At 44.8% G+C, this 23,924-nt stretch carries 21 protein-coding genes; 16 read left to right on the forward strand and 5 right to left on the reverse strand.

Features of this window, described 5'->3' with window-relative positions:
• Nucleotides 1–104: 104 nt before the first annotated feature.
• The 9 genes from ACWI_RS06075 (at nucleotide 105) to galE (ending at nucleotide 9,508) form a co-directional block, all read left to right on the forward strand.
• A complete protein-coding gene (locus ACWI_RS06075; protein ID WP_070370537.1) occupies nucleotides 105–935 on the forward strand; it encodes a transporter substrate-binding domain-containing protein in 831 nt (276 codons plus the stop codon).
• Nucleotides 936–1,230: 295 nt separating this feature from the next.
• Complete coding sequence (locus ACWI_RS06080; protein ID WP_070370538.1) at nucleotides 1,231–1,893, forward strand: amino acid ABC transporter permease; 663 nt, start codon at nucleotides 1,231–1,233, stop codon at nucleotides 1,891–1,893.
• A 10-nt stretch (nucleotides 1,894–1,903) separates the two neighbouring features.
• Nucleotides 1,904–2,662: an amino acid ABC transporter ATP-binding protein gene (locus ACWI_RS06085; protein ID WP_070370539.1), complete on the forward strand. Its 759-nt coding sequence runs from the start codon at nucleotides 1,904–1,906 to the stop codon at nucleotides 2,660–2,662.
• Between the two features lie 98 nt (nucleotides 2,663–2,760).
• A complete protein-coding gene (hisJ, locus tag ACWI_RS06090; RefSeq protein WP_070370540.1) occupies nucleotides 2,761–3,612 on the forward strand; it encodes a histidinol-phosphatase HisJ in 852 nt (283 codons plus the stop codon).
• A 1-nt stretch (nucleotide 3,613) separates the two neighbouring features.
• Nucleotides 3,614–4,192: a helix-hairpin-helix domain-containing protein gene (locus ACWI_RS06095; RefSeq protein ID WP_070370541.1), complete on the forward strand. Its 579-nt coding sequence runs from the start codon at nucleotides 3,614–3,616 to the stop codon at nucleotides 4,190–4,192.
• Nucleotides 4,193–4,311: 119 nt separating this feature from the next.
• Nucleotides 4,312–4,953 carry a helix-turn-helix transcriptional regulator gene (locus ACWI_RS06100; RefSeq protein ID WP_084633531.1) on the forward strand — a complete coding sequence of 214 codons (642 nt, stop codon included), beginning with the start codon at nucleotides 4,312–4,314 and terminating at the stop codon, nucleotides 4,951–4,953.
• Nucleotides 4,954–4,962: 9 nt separating this feature from the next.
• Entirely contained in the window at nucleotides 4,963–5,766 is an 804-nt protein-coding gene (locus ACWI_RS06105; RefSeq protein ID WP_242871581.1) for a pyruvate, water dikinase regulatory protein, read from the forward strand.
• 5 nt (nucleotides 5,767–5,771) lie between these two features.
• A complete protein-coding gene (ppdK, locus tag ACWI_RS06110) occupies nucleotides 5,772–8,417 on the forward strand; it encodes a pyruvate, phosphate dikinase (protein ID WP_070370544.1) in 2,646 nt (881 codons plus the stop codon).
• A gap of 101 nt (nucleotides 8,418–8,518) precedes the next feature.
• Entirely contained in the window at nucleotides 8,519–9,508 is a 990-nt protein-coding gene (galE, locus tag ACWI_RS06115; RefSeq protein ID WP_070370545.1) for a UDP-glucose 4-epimerase GalE, read from the forward strand.
• Between the two features lie 30 nt (nucleotides 9,509–9,538).
• Here galE and ACWI_RS19320 read toward each other — a convergent pair whose 3' ends face one another.
• Together ACWI_RS19320 and ACWI_RS06120 are read right to left on the reverse strand one after the other, a co-directional pair.
• A complete protein-coding gene (locus ACWI_RS19320) occupies nucleotides 9,539–9,805 on the reverse strand; it encodes a rhodanese-like domain-containing protein (protein ID WP_341465148.1) in 267 nt (88 codons plus the stop codon).
• The gene (locus ACWI_RS06120; RefSeq protein ID WP_242871582.1) at nucleotides 9,802–11,178 is read right to left on the reverse strand and encodes an FAD-dependent oxidoreductase; all 1,377 of its coding nucleotides are present in this window, start codon (nucleotides 11,176–11,178) and stop codon (nucleotides 9,802–9,804) included. Before ACWI_RS06120 ends, ACWI_RS19320 begins: the two co-directional genes overlap by 4 nt.
• Before the next feature lie 348 nt (nucleotides 11,179–11,526).
• Here ACWI_RS06120 and ACWI_RS06125 point away from each other — a divergent pair, with 348 nt between their 5' ends.
• The 7 genes from ACWI_RS06125 to ACWI_RS06155 all read left to right on the forward strand — a co-directional run bounded on the left by ACWI_RS06125 (nucleotide 11,527) and on the right by ACWI_RS06155 (nucleotide 21,080).
• Nucleotides 11,527–12,255: an ABC transporter ATP-binding protein gene (locus ACWI_RS06125; RefSeq protein WP_070370546.1), complete on the forward strand. Its 729-nt coding sequence runs from the start codon at nucleotides 11,527–11,529 to the stop codon at nucleotides 12,253–12,255.
• A gap of 3 nt (nucleotides 12,256–12,258) precedes the next feature.
• The gene (locus tag ACWI_RS06130; RefSeq protein WP_070370547.1) at nucleotides 12,259–13,179 is read left to right on the forward strand and encodes a SufB/SufD family protein; all 921 of its coding nucleotides are present in this window, start codon (nucleotides 12,259–12,261) and stop codon (nucleotides 13,177–13,179) included.
• A 261-nt stretch (nucleotides 13,180–13,440) separates the two neighbouring features.
• Complete coding sequence (gene wsfD, locus ACWI_RS06135) at nucleotides 13,441–15,039, forward strand: glycan biosynthesis hexose transferase WsfD (RefSeq protein ID WP_070370548.1); 1,599 nt, start codon at nucleotides 13,441–13,443, stop codon at nucleotides 15,037–15,039.
• Complete coding sequence (locus tag ACWI_RS06140) at nucleotides 15,036–16,643, forward strand: DUF2334 domain-containing protein (protein ID WP_070370549.1); 1,608 nt, start codon at nucleotides 15,036–15,038, stop codon at nucleotides 16,641–16,643. The genes wsfD and ACWI_RS06140 overlap by 4 nt, the downstream gene beginning before the upstream one ends.
• Nucleotides 16,640–17,896, forward strand: a complete 1,257-nt coding sequence (locus tag ACWI_RS06145) for a glycosyltransferase family 2 protein (RefSeq protein ID WP_070370550.1) — start codon at nucleotides 16,640–16,642, stop codon at nucleotides 17,894–17,896. The genes ACWI_RS06140 and ACWI_RS06145 overlap by 4 nt, the downstream gene beginning before the upstream one ends.
• Nucleotides 17,897–18,108: 212 nt before the next feature.
• Nucleotides 18,109–20,220, forward strand: a complete 2,112-nt coding sequence (locus ACWI_RS06150) for a cellulose biosynthesis cyclic di-GMP-binding regulatory protein BcsB (protein ID WP_070370551.1) — start codon at nucleotides 18,109–18,111, stop codon at nucleotides 20,218–20,220.
• Nucleotides 20,217–21,080, forward strand: coding sequence for a diguanylate cyclase domain-containing protein (locus ACWI_RS06155; RefSeq protein ID WP_070370552.1), 864 nt, complete (start codon nucleotides 20,217–20,219; stop codon nucleotides 21,078–21,080). Before ACWI_RS06150 ends, ACWI_RS06155 begins: the two co-directional genes overlap by 4 nt.
• A 60-nt stretch (nucleotides 21,081–21,140) precedes the next feature.
• On the opposite strand, the gene wecB is transcribed toward ACWI_RS06155, so the two are convergent.
• The 3 genes from wecB to ACWI_RS06170 are packed head-to-tail and all read right to left on the reverse strand — an operon-like array spanning nucleotide 21,141 to nucleotide 23,923.
• Nucleotides 21,141–22,262, reverse strand: coding sequence for a non-hydrolyzing UDP-N-acetylglucosamine 2-epimerase (gene wecB, locus ACWI_RS06160; RefSeq protein WP_070370553.1), 1,122 nt, complete (start codon nucleotides 22,260–22,262; stop codon nucleotides 21,141–21,143).
• A 40-nt stretch (nucleotides 22,263–22,302) separates the two neighbouring features.
• On the reverse strand, nucleotides 22,303–23,460 hold the full coding sequence (locus ACWI_RS06165; RefSeq protein WP_070370554.1) for a hypothetical protein: 1,158 nt from the start codon (nucleotides 23,458–23,460) through the stop codon (nucleotides 22,303–22,305).
• Entirely contained in the window at nucleotides 23,444–23,923 is a 480-nt protein-coding gene (locus tag ACWI_RS06170; RefSeq protein WP_070370555.1) for a threonine/serine exporter family protein, read from the reverse strand. The genes ACWI_RS06165 and ACWI_RS06170 overlap by 17 nt, the downstream gene beginning before the upstream one ends.
• Between the last annotated feature and the right edge of the window lies 1 nt (nucleotide 23,924).

Consider the following 23,924-nt stretch of genomic DNA (forward strand, 5'->3'; position numbering starts at 1 on the left):
CTTCCTGCAGGACGTTTAAATATGCATCAGCTTTCAAAAAAACTTGTTAATGTTTACAAAATAATATATAATTAACACCATTAGGAATTTAGAAAGGAGAAACGATGAAAAGAAAATTATTAGGTTTATCACTGGTTGTTTTATTGTTATCAGCATTGATGCTGACTGGTTGTTCTTCCGGAGGATCAAAAACATCAGAAGATGCATTAGCCGATGGCGTGTTAAGTATCGGTGTGGATGATACCTACCTGCCAATGGAATTCAGAGATGATCAAAACGAACTGGTTGGCTTTGATATTGACTTTGCCAACGCTTTAGCTGAAGAATTAGGGGTCAAAGCGGAATTCCAGACAGTAGCCTGGGATGGTATTTTCAACGGTTTAAATGCAAAGCAATACGATGCTATCATTTCCAGCACCAGTATAACACCTGAACGCCTTGAAGGTTTCAGTATGTCTGATCCTTACGTTGCCAACGGGATTGTAATTGTTTCACGAAAAGATGCAACCCCGGTTAAAACATTCAAAGAACTTGAAGGAAAAACTTTGGGTGCTCAGATTGAAACCACAGCTGATATCGCAGCCGAAAAATTAAAGGTTGAAGAAGGCGTCAATGTTGAAATTAAAAAATTTGATGGAATGCTGGATGCATTTGCAGCCCTTCAAGGTAAACAAATCGATAACGTCATCACTGATGTCGGGGTCGCCATGTACTATGTAGCTCAGAATCCTGATCTCTATGTTGTCAGCTCTGATGTTTTAACCAATGAGCCGATTGGGATTACTTCCCGTTTAGCCGACACGGCGACAACCGAAAAGTATAATGAAGCCATTAAAGCTTTGCAGGAAAGTGGCAAAATGTCAGAAATTTCAATGAAGTGGTTTGGTCAAGATATGACAAAAGATATTGACACTGAACTAGTAGTCATTGAATAGGATTATCAATAATTGAATAAATAAATGGAATAGGACTTGGTACAGTTGCTGTGACAAGTCCTGTTCATATGTTTATAGACAGCAGCGTACTGGTAAATGTCTCAAACTTGGCCAGTCTGTATGTGTCAATATACACCTGAGCAAATTTTCGTGAGGGTTGTAGACAAAGTAATTAAGCGGTTAATGTCTTTTTCTGTGATGCGGTATTAGAAGCGTCATCCGAGATGAAAAAGGCTTTGTCTGCAGTCTGACATGGAGCGCTGTTCAAATTTTTTATGACGAAGGGAAGATCAACGTGTTAACTGAAATCCAATTATGGGCAATTTTAAACGGAACCATTGTAACAATTGAGATTGCACTAGTAGCAATCGTTTTTGGTGCGATTTTCGGCGTAATTGTAGCTCTTGGGCGACTCTCAAAAAATAAGGTAGCCAATGGCCTATCCTGGTTTTATATCTGGTTTTTTAGAGGAACCCCTTTATTGCTCCAATTATTCATTATTTATTATGCCATCCCGATAATCTATCTGGATGCAACGGGTATCACATTTGAAGTCAATCCAATGATTGCAGCATTTGTGGCGTTCTCCTTAAATGCCACAGCCTATCTGGCCGAAATTATCCGGGCGGCCATTGAGTCCATCGATGGAGGGCAAATGGAAGCGGCTAAAGCCCTGGGAATGAGTTATCGCCAGGCGATGACAAAAATTATTATCCCCCAAACCTATAAACGGCTGGTTGCTCCTTTGGGTAACGAGCTGATTATGCTGTTAAAAGATACGTCACTGGTATCGACCATTGCATTATTTGATTTGCTGAGAACCACCAAAACAATGGCGAGTGCGACCGGATCGTGGATTTATTACATTTATGCCGCCGCCATCTATCTGTTCTTAACAACGATTATTCAGGTTGTATTTGATATGATGGAAAAGAAACTGGGAATTTACGAAAGATAGGGAAAAAAATATGAGTATGGTAAAATTAGTGAACGTACGAAAGTCTTTTGGAGATTTGGAAGTGCTCAAGGGTGTTAATCTCGAGGTTTCGCAGGGCGAAGTCGTCTGTATAATCGGTGCCAGCGGTTCAGGAAAAAGTACCATGTTACGGTGTCTTAATCATCTGGAACGGATTTCTGACGGAGAAATTTACATTGAAGATGTCCTGTCAGATAAACGGGCCAACAATAAAGACCTGATGAAGATTGATCCGGTCACCGTGCAGTCCTTGTGCACCGATTTGGGCATGGTTTTTCAAAATTTCAATCTCTTTCCTCATTTGACGGTACTGGACAATGTGACTATTGCTCCTCTGATTGTCAAGAAAGAGGATAAAAAAGTAGCTGAAACCAGAGCCCTGGATTTATTAAGTATGGTTGGTCTCTTTGAAAAGAAAGATGAGTACCCATCCCGTTTATCCGGTGGTCAACAACAGCGGGTTGCTATTGCCAGAGCTTTGGCCATGGATCCCAAAATTATGATGTTTGACGAACCAACCTCAGCGCTGGACCCTGAACTGGTTGGCGAAGTTCTGGCAACCATGCGGCAATTGGCTGAAAAAGGGATGACAATGCTGATTGTTACCCATGAAATTGGTTTCGCCCGGGAAGTAGCCGATCGGGTTATTTTCATGGATGGAGGGGTCATCTGCGAAGAAGGCACCCCGGAAGAAGTACTGCTTAATCCTAAAGAAGAGCGAACAAAAAGCTTTCTTAATAAAATTCTATAAACAAATTAAAAAATTGTCGATTCGACAATTTTTTTTTATTTGCTTTACACTACATGTCATGATACAATCATCACATGCAAACTTTTGGAGGGATCAAAATGTTACTGGCAAATTATCATGTTCATTCAGATTATTGCGATGGTAAAAATACCCTTGAAGAAATGGTGAAGGCCGGAATAGCGGCAGGACTTATAAGTATGGGTCTGTCCAGCCATTTCCCCTTACCTTTTGCAAATGACTGGACAATGAAGGAAGAAAATGTCGAAGCTTATCTTAATGATATTAACGATCTGAAAACAAGGTATGCATCACAAATTGAACTTTACTGTGGTATGGAAATTGATTTCTTTATCGATCGTCAGGATATCAGTGATCTGGCTAAAGTGGTTAGGCCCCAGCTGGATTATACGATTATGTCGATTCATACCATGGGAATAACCACTGGCGATGCGGTATCCTATATTGATGAATCCCCGCAGGACTTTGAAAAAGGCCTAAAAAAATACTATCGGGGTGACACCCGGAAATTTATTAAGGATTACTACCAAAGTATCGAGATCATGGCAAAAACATTTGAACCGGAGATTCTGGGACATATTGATTTAATCAAGAAATATAATCAGAATAATTATTTTTTTGATGAAAATGAGGACTGGTATCAGGAAACAGTATGCGTGTGTCTGGATGGTATCGCAGAAACATCGACCCGGATGGAAATTAACACCGGTGCAAATATGCGGACACCCGGGGTGGGACGTTACCCTTCTGATTGGATGATACCGGAGATGAAAAAACGAAATATTCCGATCACAGTCGGTGGCGATAGCCATTCAGTTGAGGGAATTGTCTATGAATATAACCAGGCAGAAAAATATTTAGCAGAATGTGGCTATCGTGAATATTGGGTACTGAAAAAAGGCCGATGGGAAGCACAGCCTCTGGGAGTGTAGTATGGATAAGCTTGATCGCAATAAAATCCTGTACACTCTCATCGTGCTTGTTTTTTTGGGCGTTTTTTGGGGTTGGTATCATTTTAAAGAAAGTAGTGACACTGCAATCAGCATTTCCGATGCCACTGCATTAGAAAATGGCGCAGACGAAAACAACCAGTCGGATCAGGGGCAAATGATGGTTCATATTACCGGGGCAGTGAAACAGCCGGGTGTTGTTTCTTTAAAACCCGAAGCCCGGTTGATTGAGGCCATTGAGCTGGTGGGTGGTTTAACAGAGACGGCTGATGTGGATTCGCTGAATCTGGCCAGAAAAATTCAGGATGAAGAGAAGATTCACATTCCTGCTATGGGCGAGGTATCAGCAACAGCGGTGTCCAGCGAGAATGATAAAGTAAACATTAATACTGCCAGTCTGGAAGAATTAAAGAGCTTGCCTGGCGTCGGTGATGTGATTGCCCAAGGGATCATTGATTACCGGGAAAAAAATGGTGGATTCAAGCAATTGGAAGAACTAAAGAATGTCACTCGAATTGGTGATAAAGTTTACGACGGCTTATCCGAATCAATTGTGATATGAAAAAGGTTACATACAAACATAATGATAAAAAATTATCAACAAAGATCAAATAATTATTTTATATGTTTACAATATAAAGATATGTGTTATACTTAATAAAACGGTGAAAGGGGTTGGAAATGGAGTTATCAAATCGACAGAAAGAAATAATCGAGATTGTAAAAGAAAAGCAACCCGTGAAAAGCAATGAGATTTCGGAGCTGCTTAATATCAACCGGGCGACGATTCGGCCGGATCTTAAAATACTCACTATGATGGGTATTTTAGAAGCAAAACGAAAAGTCGGCTATTATTATACGGGGCGATCATTGCTTCACATTTTGGGGAGCTATATCAAAACCATTAACGTCATGGACATTCAAACCGAGCCAACAGTGGTTGAGGAAACCTCATCCATCTATGATGGCATTATTACGATGTTCACAAAAAATGCCGGAACCTTATATGTAGTCGACGGAAAGTACCTTTCCGGGATTGTCTCCCGTAAGGATTTTATCAAAGCCATGATTGGGAGAAAAGAGGTAGAATCGCTGCCGATTCCGATGATCATGACCCGAATGCCCAATATTATTTATCTGGAACCAACGGAATCTGTCTATGACGCTGCTTATAAAACGATGTTTTATGAGGTGGAATCGCTGCCCATTGTCACTAAAGAAATAGATGAAAAGGGTGTTCAGCGGTTGGTGCTGATTGGTAAGGTGTCACGAACAAATATTACCCGCTATGTGGTAAACATGGGGAAAAGTGTTGAAGAATGAGGTTGAATCTTGAAAAGCATAGTAATATTCGTTGTTTCCGATACGCCTACCGAAATTGGTGAGCTGCTGGTAAAAGCAGGTACAAGTGTATTTGAAAACTCCATCCGGGAAGTGCGTTTTCATCCCTTTGTGGATGATAAGCTGAGTATTGACTACCTGTTGGATTTGGCAAAACAGGAAAATGGGTTGGTGGTGTATCGCTTTGCTTCAATTGAATTAAAGCATCATATGGAAACCGAATCCCAACTAAAGGGTGTGCCAATCTACGATGTGATGGGCTCGCTGATGGAGACGCTGAGAAGCATCACCGGAGAAGAACCGGTCAGGAACCTCAAATCCAGCCTGGAGCTGGATGCCCACTATATGAAAAAAATCGAGGCCATCGAATTTGCGGTGAAATACGATGATGGTAAAAACACCTCCGGTCTGGATCAGGCGGATATTATTTTGATTGGCGTTTCAAGAACTTCTAAGACACCAATCAGTATTTATTTGGCCAACAATAATTACAAGGTAGCCAATATTCCGCTAATGCCAGAAGTTGAACCGCCAAAAGAATTATTTGAAATACCAAAACATAAAATATTTGGGCTGATTCTGGATCCTAACCATCTGGTCAGTATCCGCTCAGAAAGAATCAGGGCCATGGGGCTCACCGGAACATCAAATTATGGAAGTTACGAAAGAGTGATGTTGGAGTTAGAAAAAGCACAACAGCTTTTCGATAAATTGGAGTGTACAGTCATTGACGTCACATCAAAAGCAATTGAAGAAATTGCAGCGATCATACTTGCAAATATAATCAGGAGGTAGAGGAAATGTCAAAAAAATGGGTTTATTTGTTTAAAGAAGGTAATGCAAACATGAAGGAACTGCTGGGGGGGAAGGGTGCTAACCTTGCAGAAATGACAAACATCGGTTTACCAGTTCCCGGGGGCTTTACCGTAACCACCGAGGCCTGCACTGAATATTATAATCAGGACAAAAAACTTTCTGACGAAATTGTCGGTCAGATCAATGAATACATGAGTATTCTGGAAAAAGAATGTGAAAAAGAATTTGGTAATGCAGATAATCCACTGTTGGTTTCAGTTCGTTCAGGTGCCAAGTTTTCAATGCCAGGAATGATGGATACCATCTTAAATCTCGGCCTTAATGACGAAACCGTGGCCGGTATTGCCAAAGCAACGGATAACGAACGGTTTGCCTTTGACAGCTACCGCCGCTTTATTCAAATGTTTGGTGATGTGGTCCAGGAAATCGGTAAAGAAAAATTTGACCACGTACTGGAAGCCGCCAAAGAAAAAAATGGTTATAAAGACGATACCGAATTGACTGCTGATGATCTTAAAGAAATCGTTGTTGCTTATAAAAAAATTGTTAAAGATGAAACTGGTGAAGATTTCCCGTTAGATCCCAAAGAACAATTATTAATGGCGATCGAAGCGGTATTCAGATCATGGAATAACAATCGGGCCATCAGCTACCGAAACATGAATGATATTCCTCACGACATTGGCACCGCTGTTAATGTTCAGTCGATGGTGTATGGAAACATGGGCAATGATTGCGGGACTGGCGTCGCCTTTACCCGAAATCCGGCAACCGGACAGAAAAAACTATTTGGTGAATTCCTGATTAACGCCCAGGGAGAAGACGTGGTGGCAGGAATCCGAACTCCTAAAGATATTAATGAGTTGCAGGATATTATGCCGGAGGTTTTCAAACAATTCCATGAAACCGCCGAATTATTGGAGAAACATTATAAAGACATGCAGGATATTGAGTTCACTATTGAAAAAAGCAAACTCTTTATGCTGCAAACCCGAACCGGAAAACGAACTGCCGCTGCGGCTATCTGTGCCGCCGTGGAAATGGTCGAAGAAGGGCTGATCACCAAAGAAGAAGCCATTTTGCGACTGGATCCGATTGCCCTGGATCAGCTGTTGCACCCAACCTTTGAAGCAGCCGCACTATCAGCAGCCGAATTGCTGGCTACCGGTCTGCCGGCTTCACCAGGTGCCGCCACCGGTAAAATTTATTTTACGGCCGAAGCGGTTTGTACTGCCGTTGCCAATGGCGAAGAAACACTGCTGGTCAGAAAGGAAACATCCCCAGAAGATATTGAAGGCATGTATGCTGCCAACGGGATTTTAACCGCTCGTGGTGGCATGACCTCTCATGCGGCAGTTGTTGCCCGGGGGATGGGAAAATGCTGTGTAGCTGGATGCGAATCCATCAAGGTGGATGAAGCCGCCAAACAATTCACTGTTGGCAATCAGATTTTCAAAGAAGGAGATTACATCTCATTAAACGGAAGCACCGGTAGTGTTTACAAGGGTGGCATCAAAACCGTTACCCCTGAGTTGTCAGGACATTTTGGCCAGATCATGGCCTGGTCGGATGAATTCCGAACCCTAAAAGTTCGAACCAATGCCGACACCCCCAAGGATGCCTCTGTTGCGGTTCGTTTTGGTGCCGAAGGTATTGGCCTCTGTCGTACTGAGCACATGTTCTTTGATGAACATCGGCTACCTAGCGTCCGACGAATGATTCTCTCCGAATCAAAAGAACAGCGGGAAAAAGCCCTGGCGGAAATTCTGCCAATGCAAAAAGAAGATTTTATTGGCATCTACAAAGCCATGGAAGGTCGACCGGTGACCGTGCGTCTGCTTGACCCACCACTGCACGAATTCCTACCCAAAGAAACCAAAGACATCGAAGCTTTGGCTGCCGATATGGGCTTTGACGTGGAAGATATGATCACCATCATTCAGGGCTTGGAAGAATTCAACCCGATGCTCGGTCACCGTGGGTGTCGTCTGGCGATTACCTATCCGGAAATTGCTGAAATGCAAACCCGGGCGATAATGGAAGCGGCCATTGAAGTCAAAGAAAAAGATGGCTTTAATGTAATCCCGGAAATCATGATTCCTTTAATTGGTATTAACGAAGAGTTAACCTACCTGGAAAAGGTAGTCAGAAACACAGCGGAACTCATTAAAACCGAAAAAAAATCAGATATCGAATACCTGGTGGGAACGATGATGGAAATTCCCCGGGCTACCCTGATTGCTGATCAGATTGCTGAAACAGCTGAATTCTTCTCATTTGGAACCAATGACCTGACTCAAATGACCTATGGTTTCTCCCGGGATGATGCCGGTAAGTTTATTACCGATTATAAAGACAAAGGGATTCTGCCTAATGACCCCTTCCAGAGCATTGACGTCGAAGGTGTTGGTAAACTGGTTGAAATGGGTGTCACCCTGGGCCGTAAAACCAAGCCTGACTTGAAAATCGGTGTTTGTGGTGAACATGGCGGCGATCCCAAATCGATTTTCTTCTTCCACAGTGTTGGACTGAGCTATGTTTCCTGCTCACCATTTAGGGTGCCAATTGCCCGCCTGGCCGCAGCTCAGGCAGCATTAAGCAACAATAAAAGTGCCTTTACTGACAAATAAACGATTATGAAACCCTTCGGGGTTTCTTTTTTTTAGAAAAAGTTCTATAATAAAGAGAAATCAACAAATACAACAATGAATAATAGAAATAGAGGAACACGATGAAAATTTTAGTTTGTGGCGGGGCCGGTTATATTGGATCACATGTGGTCAGGGTGCTGGTGGAGCGGGGGTATCAGGTAGTGGTACTGGATAACTTCTCAACCGGGCATCTGGGAGCGGTACCGAAAGAGGCAGTAATTGAAGAAGGCGATATCCGGGATCGGGTCTTTCTTGGGCAGGTCTTTCAGGCTCATCCGATTGACTGCGTGATGCATTTTTGTGCCAACTCGCTGGTGGGTGAGTCGATGGTAGAGCCGCTCAAATATTATCACAATAATGTCTATGGCACCCTCTGTCTGCTGGAAACCATGGTCGAACAGGAGGTCACGCGGTTTGTCTTTTCATCAACGGCGGCGGTGTATGGCGAACCGGAGCAGAGCCCGATTACCGAGAACAGCAGCAAAAAGCCCACCAATACCTATGGTGAGACAAAACTGGCGGTCGAAAAAATGCTGCCGTGGCTGGATCAGGCCTATGGCTTAAAATCGATGACCTTCCGTTATTTTAATGCCGCTGGTGCTCATCCCAGCGGGGAGATTGGTGAAGACCATAACCCCGAAACGCATTTACTGCCACTGATTTTAAAAACAGCCCTGGGCCAGCGGGATAAAATCAGTATTTTCGGGGAAGACTATCCCACCCCCGATGGCAGCTGCATCCGGGATTATATCCATGTCATGGATATTGCAGCCGCTCATATTTTAGGGATGGAAAAACTTTTGGCAGGTGGCGAAAGTAATATTTATAATTTAGGTGACGGTAAAGGGTTTTCCGTTAAAGAAGTGATTGACAGAACCAGGGCCATCACCGGAAAAGCCTTTGCAGTGGAGATTGCAGACAGACGAGCTGGCGATCCAGTTGAGCTGATTGCCTCATCAGAAAAAGCCCACCAGGAGTTGGGCTGGAAACCGGCGCATTCTGATTTGGACACGATTATAAAAACAGCCTGGAAATGGCATCAAAACCATCCCCAGGGCTATGGCGAATAAAGTGTTGTTATCAGTATGCTTAAAGATTTGTCATTCTTCTTTGGTGGTATCATAAAACTGAAAACCTCCAGAAAGATTAAATACATTTTTAAAGCCGTGGTTAAGTAAGATGTTCTGGGTTGCATTACCGGTAACACCCTTATTACAATAAGTAATCACTGGACGGTTCTGATTAAGCAGCGTCAGTTTGTGGCGCAGATCCTGATGGGGAATGTTCTGCGCTTTTGGCAGATGATCGGTAGTATAGTGTTCAGTTATTCGAGTATCAACGATTTGATAAGTTTCCCCATTATTCAGTTTTTTTTTAAGTCGGCGGGGGTGATCAGTTTTCGTCCATTGTTCAGGGCATTATCCAGAATCATCCCGGTATAATGGATCGGATCCTTGGTGGTGGAAAATGGTGGCGCATAGCCGAGATCCAGATCAAAGAATTCAGCCACGGTGGCCCCATAGGTAATCAGGGTGACAAAAACATCCAGGCGTTTGTCAACTCCTTCGTAGCCGATGATCTGTACGCCTAAGAGTTTTTGGGTGGCCCGATCAGCGATAGCCTTGATCAGCATTTCCCGACCACCATAATAACCTGGTTTGTCGGGCTTGATATTATGGACAATTTCGATATCATAACCTTCCTTAAGGGCTTCTGCTTCGGATAAGCCGGTGCTGCCGATGCTGATATCAAAGACCTTAAAAATGCCGGTGCTTAAGTTACCCGGATAAATCACATTGCCGCCAGTGATATTATCGCCGCAGATCCGTCCGGTTTTATTGGCAGTTGAACCCAGGGGCCGGTAGTGAGGTTTTTTGGTGACCGATGACCAGGTCTCGATACAGTCGCCACAGGCATAAATATCAGTATCAATGGTCATCATCCGTTCATCAACCCGTAGGGCTCCGGTGACACCCAGCAATAAGCCAGCTTCCCGGGCCAGGCTAACATTGGGCTTAACTCCGGTGGCGACAATAATCATCTCACCAGGAACAAGGCTGCCATCTTCCAGAACCACGCCCTGAGCGGTGGCTTCAACCACATTGGCATTTTTCAGGATGGGAATGGCTTTTTGTTTGAGCAGCTTTTCCAGATATTGAGACATATCCGCGTCAAGGTTAGGAGTCAATTTACCGGCCCGTTCCACCAGGGTTACCTGAATGCCGCAGGCCAACAGATTTTCCATCACCTCAAAACCAATAAAGCCGGTACCCACTACCACCGCTGTTTGGGGCTTATGGTTGTTCATAAAGGTTTTGATTTTCAGGGCATCTTGGACATTGCGGAGGAAAAAAACATTTTCCAGTTCAATTCCTTTAATCGGAGGGACAAAAGCCTGGGCGCCGGTACTGATTATCAATTTATCGTAGCGATCTTCGAAAATGGCTCCCGTTTCCAGGTTTTTGATAATAACATTTTTATCACAAATATTAATTTTTAAGACCTCATGGTGGATATGGACATCAATATTGTATTTGGTCTTAAAAAATTCGGGTGTTCGAGGGGTCAATTCCATGATTGATGCGACTTTACCGCCAATAAAATAAGGAAGTCCACATCCGGAATAGGATATGTCCTGATCTTTTTCATAGATAACTATTTCGGCCGAATCATCATTTCGTCGGGCTTTGGCTGCCGCCGAGGTGCCTCCGGCAACTGCGCCAATGACTATTATTTTCATGGTTATCTCCTTTAGTTTAAATCAGTGTCTCACCAAATAGTAATAAAAATCCCTGTTTAAAAATCGTAGTATCTTCATTATAATCAAACAATGATGCAAAAGCAATGACCATTTGAGGCTTCCAGAGACAAATAACAGTAACAAAACCATAGGTATAGGTAAATTATAGCTACCCTGGCGACAGTAAAAATTTACCCCATGAAATCAGTTTCAAGAAATGAGAAAAGTGATAAAATAGTAAAGCTGAGAAAATGGAATTATCCTAAGTGGCCGGGATTACAATCCGGGAAAAATTTGGTATAATGGAAACAGTAATAAAACTTTGAAAAGAACAGATGAGGAGAAATCATGTTAAAACTCGAAAACATTTCATTTGAAGTTGAAAATGAAAAAGAAATTTTAAGGGATGTTAATTTAACCATCGAAAAAGGTAAGTTTATCGCCATCACTGGACCAAATGGTGGGGGCAAATCAACGCTGGCTCGAATTATTTCTGGCGTATTAAAGCCCACCAAAGGTAAAATTACTTTTTACGGTGAAGATATAACCGATTTGTCGATCACAGAACGGGCCCAAAGAGGGATCAGCTTTGGTTTTCAACAGCCGGTGCGTTTTAAAGGGATCACCGTTCATGATTTGATCAACATTGCTAAGGGTGAGGAGCTATCGGTGATGGATGCCAGCCATTATCTGTCAGAGGTTGGTCTCTGCGCCAAGGATTATATCCATCGGGAGCTCAATGATGGCTTATCCGGTGGGGAAATCAAACGAATTGAAATTGCCACCATCATTGCCCGCAATACCAAATTGTCAATTTTTGATGAGCCAGAAGCCGGTATTGATTTATGGAGTTTTAATCACCTTATAGATATTTTTCTAAAAATGCATCAGAGTCAGGAAAACTCGATTGTCATCATCTCCCATCAGGAGCGTATTTTAGATGTAGCCGATGAAATCATCGCCATGGTTGACGGTGCCATTGTCAAGCGCGGTGCGAAAGAAAGTGTGCTGCCGGAGCTTTTGCATTGTGAAGATCCCAAAAACTGTTTAAATTGTCATGATATATTGGAGGCATAAGTAATGAACGACATTGCAAAAAAATTATTAAAAGAAGTCAGCGGCTTGGATGAAATGCCCAAAGGTGCTTATAATATCCGGGAAAACAGCAAAAGTGTGGCTAGGCAGTCCAGCGAAAACATAGAGATTGTCAGCAAAGAAGATAAATCCGGCATTGATATTATTGTCAAGCCCGACACCAAATCCGAAAACGTCTTTATCCCGGCCCTGGTATCCTGTAGCGGGGTTCATGACCTGGTTTATAATGATTTCTTTATTGGTGAAAACGCTGATATCACCATTATTGCCGGTTGTGGCGTCAGCACTGGGGATAGCTGTGATGGCTCGGAGCATAACGGGATTCATCGGTTCTTTCTGGGAAAAAATTCGAAAGTCCGCTATGTTGAAAAACACATTGGCGAAGGAACCGGTACAGGAAAACGGGTTATTGATCCGGTCACTGAGGTGATTCAGGAAGAAGGCAGTTACATGGAAATGGAAACAACCCAGATCAAAGGGGTTGATTCCACCCGCCGCTTTACCACCGCCAAACTTAAAGATGGGGCCAAGCTGGTGATTAAAGAAAAACTGATGACCCATGGCGAGCAATTTGCTGAGTCCAAGTTTGAAGTGGATATGGATGGTGAAGATTCTAGTGTTAATCTGATTTCCCGTTCCGTCGCCCGGGATTATTCGACACAGACATTTTTGTCAAAAATTAATGGCAACACCCGTTGCATGGGTCATTCCGAGTGTGATGCAATCATTATGGATCATGGTGTGGTTCGAGCAGTACCGGAAATTACCGCCAATAGTCTGGATGCGACCCTGATTCATGAGGCTGCTATTGGCAAAATTGCTGGTGATCAGATGATTAAGCTGATGACTTTAGGCCTAACCGAAGGGGAAGCAGAAGCGAAAATTATTGATGGTTTTTTAAATTAATTTATACCGATTAGGTGAACCTCTGATTGATGGCATCAGAGGTTCATTTTTATCCGATCTTAAACATGCTGAATATACACGCATCAATCGGGTAATAAATCATGTAATTATTGAATTACATCTGATGGGATAAAAAAGTGATCTAAAAAGAATGACACAATTAATCTGGCGATAAATTATCGCTAAACCAGGTTTTACTGGATACATGGATCGGACTACCTGCCAAGAATGGCATGCTTAATGATTAAGGGGAAATGTAGCATGAAGAAAGAGCCAGACGTCAATACCCTTCATTTAGAAGAGCCACTAAAGCAAAACACGCCAAAGATTCGGGTAGGGCTTTTAAAGTATTTTACTAAGCCCTCGACCCTGGGAGTGCTTGTTTTATGTGGGTTGCTTTTCGTGGTTTTATTTTTGCCGCCGGTTATTGGAATGGGCGATGATGGTAGCACTGCGGCGATTATAACAGGCAGTGACCTTTATAATTTGGGAGAACTGACCCCGAAAGAAGCGATGGCTTATTTTCAAAAAAATTGGGGCATCATGGAATATTACAACGATTCTGACAATGGCCAGATTACTTCACAGACACCTTTTCTCAATGCCGCCAGAAATCTGGATCGGGCTTATACCTGGGATGGGCTGTTCGATATGCGTTTTTACGGTGCTGTGATCGCGATTTTTTATTTGATCGCAATGTATTTTTTATTTGAAACGGTCACTTATGGCAAACGGGCCAGGTGGTCCTATGTCATTGTTGGGTTGGGAGTAATCATCTTTGGCGATACTGCCTACACCGCCTGGATTAATTCATTTTACCCCCAGGCCCTCAGTTTTTTTCTGGTGATGATTCTGGGAACGTCGCTGATTCTGATGGGCCAGAAAAAGCTGAATGATTATCTCTTAATCGGCTGCTTTTTTTTAAGTGGATTGCTGCTTTGTCTCTTGAATCAGCAATATGCTCTACTGGGATTGTTTCTGGGAATTCTGGGGATCAGTCTTAAATACGTCAGTGCCGATAAATATTATATCCGGATCTGTGTTGTTGGTGGCAGCCTTTTGATGCTGTGTTCACTGACAGCTTTTTTTGTAATGCCCAATGGACTGACAAATCTTAGTGCCTACCACAGTATGACCCGGGGGGTATTGATGACGGCTGAAAACCCGGAGCAGGCCCTGAAAGAATTTTCAATCAATCCCCAATATGCAGTGCTCACCGGCACCTCATATTATCAGGCGATCGCTCCGGAAACCATGGACAGCCAGGAAATGGAGAGTGCCTTTTTTAGTAAGGTAAACCCTACTGGCGTGGCCATTTATTATCTGGCCAATCCCGGTCAATTGTATGAAATGCTTAATCGTTCGGTGGACAGCAGTTTTAATATCCGGCCAGCCTGGCTGGGAAATTACGAAATAACCCAGGGTTATGCCCCCGGTGCCCAAACCAGTTTTTTTACCCTCTGGAGTTTTCTTAAAGCCAATTACCTACCAGGAAATTTCGGTTTTATTATCATCTGGATGGGGGTGATTATTGGTGTCTATGTCCGCTTTTTTAGGAAAGGTATCATTGAAAAAAATGAGCGCAATACCCTGCGCTTTGTCGGCCTGATGACCTGGCTGTTTATCGGACTCTGGGAATTATATGTGGCCATTATCACTTCGGGCGATGCGGATACGCTGGGGCATTTATTCATATTTTCGCTGACCTTTGATCTGATTTCATTTATTATTTTGGGTAAATTTATCCATTGGATTGAAAAACAATTACGTAAGGTGGATTGGGAGGCCCGAAAACAGGCGTTTTTAAATCGCAACAAGAATAAGCAAAAACAGCGGGAACAGCGGGGATATCGATTATGAAACGGCGCATTATGAGCTTTATCATCGTATTTTTAATAATTTTGCCGATGTCACTGATCGCAGCCACTGAAGTTGTCAACCAGGAAGCTATCGTCAACAGTCCCCAGGATGTGCTGTTGATTTATGATCAGTTGGCGGTGGACACGGTTTATCGCAATAATCTCAGTGAGGTGGAAACCCTGCTGAGTTCGCTGTCGCAAACGGCCGAAATCGTGTCGATGGACGATTACCCTGGCGGGCGGCTGTTGGCTTATCAAAAAGTGATTGTCCTGAAAAATACCCAAAACACCATCAATAATCCGGCCCTTATTGCGGATTGTCAGAACTATTCCGGAGCAATGATTTATATTGGTTTTGCAGCACCGGAATTGGTTCCCGGGCTGGCGGGTTTTCCCGTCAATCGTCAGCTGGGCCGAACCGTTTCGGTGAACCTCAATGGCTTGGCCATCAACAGTATCTGGATCGATGAGTTGCAGGTGATTGATGCCACACCGGATTCTGGCGAAGTCACCATCGGAGTTGGAACAGCAAGCTATCCGTTTGCCAAAACCAGCGGCCAGCTGACCTATGTTCCGACCTTTATCGGCCAGCCGGGGTTTACCCTGGGATTGGGAGAACTGCTGCAAGACTGGTTTGGACGAATTAACTCAGTCCATATGACCCTGTTGATTCCGGATATCTATCCTTTTTCGGATCTGAACATGGTGATTGAAACAGCTGATGCTTTTTACGCCAATGGCATCCCATTTACGCTTGGGGTGGCACCGTTAGATGATAATATCGATTATCCGGCGATGGCCCGATTTTATCAGGTGCTCCGCTATGTACAGTCAAGAAATGGAACCATCTTGATTCACCGCCCCAGTCCGGCGACGGTGTCCGATAGCAGCACGGTGCTATCGGAAAAAATGTATACGGTTATTGCGAAGATGGTGGAAAATGGGGTGTATCCCTTGGGACTGGTAACTGACGAAAGTTTGTTTTTTGATGCAGTCGATGCGGTTAATCCCCTCAATTTATTTTCATCAGGGATAATTATGTCGGATACCAGCATCGCTGCGCCGGGGCCAAAAGCAAGCTGGGCCCTGAATTCAGCCAGTATGGCAGTGACACTTGAAACCGTAATAAATAGCAGTAGTCAGAATCGTAATTTTGGCAACTACCCCATCAATACCACCATTGTCATGGCGCTACCGGAAAATAAGGACGTGCTGACTGCACAGCTGAATACCATCAATCAAAAATGGCTTTCTCTGACGAACTATCGGCAGCTGGACAATCAGTGGACCATCGGACAGAATACCGTCATTAGTGGCCCGGCAGGGATTTGGGTCAATGGCCTTCCGGTTTCACTGACATATGACGAGGAACCCATCAGTGATGATTACGCATACCAGAAACCGCCGGAATACAGTCTGGAAAAAATTTTTACCGCAGGCAACGCCTTTTTACTGACAGTGGTGGGGATTATTATCGTGGTTTTTATCATCATTGTGGTTTTCAGCCGTCGGGTCTATCTCAACAAATTTCGAAAAGTGGTGGATCAGGAGCAAGACGATCAGCCAGTTAATCAAAATGATAAAAAGGAGGGCAACACCCCATGAACGTATTTGATTATATAATGGTGATCAATATCTTTTTAATCTGGAGTCTCCTGTTTGTTAACATTGTCCTGATTGTGGCCGGATATGTTTACTATCTTAAGGTGGAGCAGCAGAAACCGCCAGAAATATCCGGGGAGTACCCCTTTGTTTCGATTATGGTACCAGCCCATAATGAAGGGGTGGTGATCGTCAAAACGGTGGCAGCACTGTTGGCCTTTGATTATCCCGAGGATCGCTACGAGATTATTGTGATCAATGATAACTCATCCGATAACAGTGCTGAGCTACTCAAAGAAATCCAGGACGATAACCCCGGTCGCAATCTGGTTGTTATCAACACTGATAATATTACCGGTGGCAAGGGCAAATCCAATGCCCTGAATATCGGTTATCAGCAGGCTAAAGGCGAGTTTATCGCCATTTATGATGCCGACAATACCCCGGAACACAAGGCTCTGAGATATCTTGCCGCTGAACTTAAGGCCGACGATTCGCTGGGGGCTGTGATTGGAAAATTCCGCACCCGGAATAAGGAGGTCAATCTGCTGACCCGCTTTATCAATATTGAAACCCTCTCTTTTCAGTGGATGGCCCAGGCCGGGCGGTGGCAGCTGATGAAGCTGTGCACGATTCCGGGAACCAATTTTATTCTGCGTCGAACCATCATCGAGGCAATCGGTGGATGGGACGAAAAGGCGGTGGCAGAAGACACCGAAATCAGCTTTCGGATCTATTTAATGGGCTATAAAATTAAATTCCAGCCCAAGGCGGTGACCTGGGAACAGGAACCCCAAACCATGGGGGTCTGGTTTAGACAGCGAACCCGTTGGGTCAAGGGCAATGTTTATGTGCTGATAAAAAATATTGGTTATCTGGTTGATAAAGAGGCCAGAAAAATCCGCTTTGATATTTTTTATTTCCTATCCACTTACTTTTTGCTTTTAACGGCACTGGTGGTGTCGGATATTATCTTTTTTATGAATATGGCCGGGCTGGTTTCCACTTCCATCCAGGGATTTAGCAACCTGCTCTGGTTTACCGCTTTCGTGATGTTTGTTTTGGGGGTATTTATTGCCCTGACAACGGAGAAAGGCGAGATGAGTGTCGCCAATTTCTTTATCATCGCCCTGATGTATTTTACCTATTGTCAGATGTGGATCATCGTAACGGTGTATGGGGTCTATCAGTATTTTAAAGACCGGATTAAAAAGCAGGACAGCAAATGGTATAAAACCGAGCGCTTCCAGGGCTGAAATAGTAATCAATGATATAGGTAATTGCGAAATGAAAAAGCACCGAGCAATGGTTGCTTTGGGTGCAGTTTCCACAAACAATTTTGTAACGTGTAGGCGAACAGTTCAGAGAACTGTCCGCCGTACAGTGTAAAAATTGTTTCGTGCGAAACTGGGCGCAAAGCTGACGGCAGTTTTGCAAACGCCTATCAACGATATAATAGGAGGAGAAAATGAAACGATCGACGATTACAATAGTTTTGCTGGTTTTGCTGTTGGGGCTATTGATTGAGCCGGCCAGTGCGGCCAACTTTGGTGGGGTGCCCCAGTCTGATCTACGGACCGAACCCCAGACCTTTGTCACCAGTTTTTCGGATCAATCGATGAAGGGTTTGTTTTCGACCGCCGAACAAACCTTCTGGATTGCCAAAGACTGGGATGTGGAAACCGTCCTTTTGCATCTGGAATACCGGGCCACCCAATTGGCAGACACCCAGCTATCCAGTCTGACGGTGGCCATTAATGGGACATATTTTTATTCATTACGGCCGGCTGATAATTCCGGCAACCGGCATGGCATTGATATTTATGTACCGCTGGAGTTGCTCCAGCAAGGTTACAATAATATCCGGATTGATGGCTATATGCGAACCCAGAATGCCCTGCCCTGTGTGGATGATGTCAGCGAAGCCAACTGGTTGGATCTTTTCAAGGAATCAACCGTTTCGGTACGATTTGATAAAAACGCTTTTACCACCAGTATTGCCTCCTTCTATAATCGTTTTTTTGAGGTGGATGCTTTGCGCTATGGAGAATCGGCCTTTATCATTTCGGATTCAGATAGTCCGGCGGAGCTGAATGCGGCGCTCCTGGGCGTTTCCGGGATCTCCAACCAGACGATTTATACTGACGGTTATTTTCCGATTTTGACTCTCAGTGATCCCGCTGGGAATCTTTCCCGGAATCGGATCATCATTGCCCGGTATGATCAGTTACCGGAAAACTACCGGAACCAGGCTGACCAGAACGGTATCGATGATGAGAATGCTGTGCTGGTTTTGCTTAATGAAGGGTCAGGAATTAATACCCTGATCATTACTGCCAAAAACGACGTGGCCCTGATCAATGCCGGTCGGATGTTGGGAAACCCGGCCTTGATGAACCAGTTGCAGGCGCCGGTAAAATTGCTGGGAAAAACCGAAGATATTAAAACCGAAGTCTATGAAGCGGAAACCTATATCAGTTTTGCCGGTTCAGAAGGAAGCTATTACAATGGAGCCTTTCATCAGGTCAAGGAGTTTACCATCAATTACCCGGCCAACCGAAGCCTGACCAATGCCAGTGAATTTTACCTGAATTACCGCTATTCAGAAAATCTCGACTTTGACCGGTCGCTGATGACGGTATCTATCAATGATGTTCCCGTCGGCAGCAGAAAACTCTCTCAGAGTAAGGCGGGCGGCGATGAGGCCACCATCCCGATTCCCATCGACATTGATATTGGTAGTTCCTTCCAGGTCAAGGTAACCTTTGATCTGGAAATAAAAGAGCTGTGGTGCAGCTTGCGGCAGGGGGACATGCCCTGGGCCTACCTCACGCCAAACACAATGTTAAAAATTAACTCCGTGACCAGTCAGGATCTGATTTTTGAAAATTATCCAGCCCCCTTTGTGACTGATTACAGTTATAATGCGGTCAGTTTGGTGGTGCCCGATCAGCTGGATGGTGAAACCGCCAACCTGCTGGCCAAAATGTTCCGGGTGATGGGTCGTTATACCAGGGGAAATACCGGGGAGTTAACGGTTCTTTACCCTGACGAAATGAATGAAATAGCACTCTATTCTAATATTATTGCGGTGGGAACCTACGAGAACAACAGTTTTATTAAGAGTAATAATGACAAACTATATTTTAAGTTCAGCGAAGATGGCACCACCTTCTTGTCCAATGAGAAACTGGTCATCGACCCAACTTACGGCAAAACCCTGGGGTCGGCCCAGCTGTTGACTTCCCTATACAGCAAACCCGGTCGGGCCAGCCTGATGGTGGTGGCCCCGAATCAGACCGGTCTGGTGGCGATTGGCAATAATCTGGGCGAAATGAAAAACCTGGGGCGATTATCGGGGGATGCTGCGTTAGCCGATACCAATGGCAATGTCCAGAGTTATCGCTTTAAAGCGCCGAAAAATCCCACCATTGCGGTGGTACAGCAAATTTCGGTAAACCAGGAAGCCCAGATTTTTCTGCTGGTCAGCATTATGGTTATTATTCTGCTGGCAGCAGGTCTGATTATGGTGGTAAGGAAGAACGGCATTGAGCTTAAGAAGGGAGGTTGGCGAAAATGAAAAATCGCGATCATGTATTATCTGATCTGGGGATTGTATTTTTTCTGGTACTGACCTTCGTCACCATTACCTTTACCGCCCAGGATGCTGACCATTATGTTCAAAACCTGGTAATGTTGAATGTGACCTTTCTGGTGATCTTAATTACTTATTTCAGCAATATCACCCTGGGTCTGGTGACCAACGGCGTGGTGATCTTTTTCTATATATCCTATACGATTTTTCTGGTGCTGGTAAACGGTGAGCCGCTGACCGCCTCCTCCTATTTCTGGATTGTGCTGTTGCCCCTGTACACCTATGTCGTCAGCTTGATGACCAGCAGAAATCAGGCACTACAGAATCGGGTTAATGAACTTGAAGATGAAAATGTCAGCTTATCGACGGTGGATCCGGACACCGGCCTGCGAAACTTTCGGACCCTGGTCAGCGATGCCAAAATTTTTATTGGGATGTCAAAGCGGGGACAGATCGAGTTATCCCTGATGATGATCAAATTTCGGCACTATAAAGAGATCAAACGAATTTTGGGTGAAGAACGGCTGCCGTTGTTTATCCGTCAGATGACTGAGGTTTTGCATCGCAGTCTCCGGGCAGAGGATACCTTGTACCTGATTGAAAAAGAGGATATCATCTTTGGTCTGTTTTTGATTACCGATACCGCCGGAACCAGAATTGTTGAAAAGCGGATCAGAGATCATATGAAAACCGAAGAGTTTTATACCATTACGGCTCCCTACGAGGTAGAAATTGATTTAAAAATCGGGGTCTTTCATTGTGATAATTGTAAGAATGGCGAGATGGTTTCGCCGCTGGAATTTATTGAAAAGGCCCGAAAAGAAATGGAATACGATGTCGGCTAAGGGGCTAATACCCGGGAACTCAAAAGACCAGTTATTGCGTCACAATAGCTGGTCTTTTTATTATTTTTTAAAATAAGCCGCAATGGCCTGACAGATGCGCAAGGCGGCCCTGCCGTCGCCATAGGGGTTGACCGCCTGGGCCATGGTCTGGTAAGCCAGAGGGTCATCCAGCAGATGCTGGGTGATCCGGATGATATCGGCTTTCACCACGCCGCCCATGACAACGGTTCCGGCGGCGACGGCTTCCGGGCGTTCGGTTTCCTTACGCAGTACCACCACTGGCTTTCCCAGAGCCGGAGCTTCCTCCTGAATGCCGCCGGAATCGGTGAGCACCAGGTAGGCCCGGCCCATCAGGTTGGACATTTCCTCATAGTCCAGCGGGGTAAGAATATGAACCCGGTCAAGATCAGCTAATAATGGCAGGGCTGTTTCGGCAATCAGCGGATTGGGGTGCATCGGAAAGACCACTTCCACATCCGGATTAGCCAGCACCAGTTCCCGGATGGCAGAAAAAATCTCTACCATCGGGGCACCGATATTTTCCCGGCGATGAGAAGTCAATAAGATGACCCGGCGTGTGTCATAGTCAATGGCGTTAAGGATCGGGTTGACAAACTGGTAGTTGTCCTTGACGGTCATTAATAAGGCATCAATGACCGTATTCCCGGTAATGACGATCCGGTTTTCGGGAATGTCTTCGCAGATCAGATTATCCCGATTGCCAACAGTGGGCGAAAAATGCAGATCCCCCAGCTGACTGATCAGGGTCCGGTTCATTTCCTCCGGGTAGGGGGAGTATTTATTTTTGGTTCGCAAACCAGCTTCGACATGGCCAATCGAGATTTGTTCATAAAAAGCCGACAGGGCAGCGGCAAAGGCCGTGGTGGTATCGCCATGAACCAGAATCATATCCGGGGATTCAGCCTCGAGAATTGGTTTCAGTTCATTGAGAATACTGGCAGTGAGATAACAAAGGGTTTGTCCGGGCTTCATCAGATTCAAATCATAATCGGCGGTGATCGCAAAAAGTGCCAGCACCTGATCCAGCATTTCCCGGTGCTGGGCTGTCAGGGTGACCAGGGTCTGAAAACGGGGATCTTTTTTTAAGGCAATCACCAGAGGCGCCATTTTGATGGCCTCCGGCCGGGTTCCAAAAAGAAGCATGACTTTAATTTTTTTCATTTTACTCCCTCTCATCATGTTTGTCATATCGTCGAAGCGATCACTTGTTATAAACCAGACCCAGCAGAGCCTGGAGGTTGTCGTAGGAATAGGCGTTATTGTTGTAGCCGAAACCGCCGTATAAGGGACTGAGGGGATCGCTGTTCTGATGCTTTTTTAACTGGCTCAGGGCGTTGCCGGTTAAAAATTCATTCCCCAGGGCGGCGCCAATCTGGGCGGTAAGACCGTAGGCGGCCGACGATTCCTGAGCGTCCAGGGCGGCTCCAGTTTGGGGATCGTAATAGGAGTAAAGGGTTCCACTGGCGGTGCGCTCTTCCAGCCATTCGACAGACTGTTGCGAATAAATCCCGGCTTGAGCCAGATTCAGCATCGCCATCAGGCTGTCGAGAATGTTTATTTTTCCATCAGCATCGCTGTATTTTTTTTTAAACGGATCATAGCTTTTATGATAAAGCGGCAAGCTTTCGCCAATAAAGCTGCCCAGTAGAATTTCTTGATTGATGGTGACAGCCGGGGTCATTTCAGGCTTGGCCGCCGCCAGCATCTGGATGGCCGAGAGATTGATATAGGCCACCTCCACGGTTTTATCCTGGGTGGGGCTGGCACTGCTGTAATAATTAACCAGGTAGCCGGACTGAAATCCCTTTAAGGGCAATTGATTTTCCAGAGTTTTAAAAATTTCTGCGGCAGCATCATTATGAGGCCATTGGTTTTTGGACAGGGCCAGGGTTTGGTAAATCCGCAGATCATCAATGGTGGCCGAAACATCGGTGATCGGATTGCTGTTTTCGACAATCCGCCACAATAAGATATCATCAACCATCAGATAATTTTTAATATAGTTGGCAGTGTCGTTAAATAGTTTTTGATCGCCAGTTAAGCGGGCATATTCCAATAACAGTCCCATCGATTCAGAAAGTACTTCATGACCAGCTGATAAGTCCCCGGTTTGGGCAGTGCTCTGATAATTGGTGTAAATACCGCCATATGGTGAGGTCAGGTGATCGTCGATAAAGGCCCGACAATTAAGCGCTTCCCGGGAAAGCGGGTCGACTGGAATCAGCGGTTCCGAAACAAGGGTGGTGTAATTAGCCAATTTAGTATTATCCTCGGTGTGGGGCAGTAAATTTACCCACAGTAAAACAATCAAGCCGGTCAGGACAACAAAGATAAACGATCGTCTAAGCGTTTTTGCCATGTTTTCGCTTCTTTCCTATTTTTGAAGAACCGCGCAGCATCACCTTTCGAACCAGGTTGACCGTTGAAGAAATCATAATGATCCCCACGGCCAGGGCACCCGAAATCAGCAGGGTGTGTACCCCGGTGGTGATGCCAAGATCCATTTCGCCGTTGATAAAATAGAGCATCGTATAGTAAATGCCGCCACCGGGAACCAGTGGAATCAGGGCTACCGCCAGATAAATGGTGGTCGGCGATTTGGTCAACCGGGCCAGCACCTCAGCATAAAGGGAGATGGCAATGGTAGCCAGCAGATAGAGAATGACATCATTGCTGATGACCAGCTGACAAACGACATAAACCAGTTGGCCCAGCAGCCCTCCCAGAGCCGAAAGCAGCAGCTTGTTGCGGGGAATATTAAAGACGATGGCAAAGGCCAGGGAGGCTCCAAAGGCATATAGACAGGGTGTGATATAATTCATT

The organism is Acetobacterium wieringae, assembly GCF_001766835.1.
Lineage (GTDB): Bacteria > Bacillota > Clostridia > Eubacteriales > Eubacteriaceae > Acetobacterium > Acetobacterium wieringae.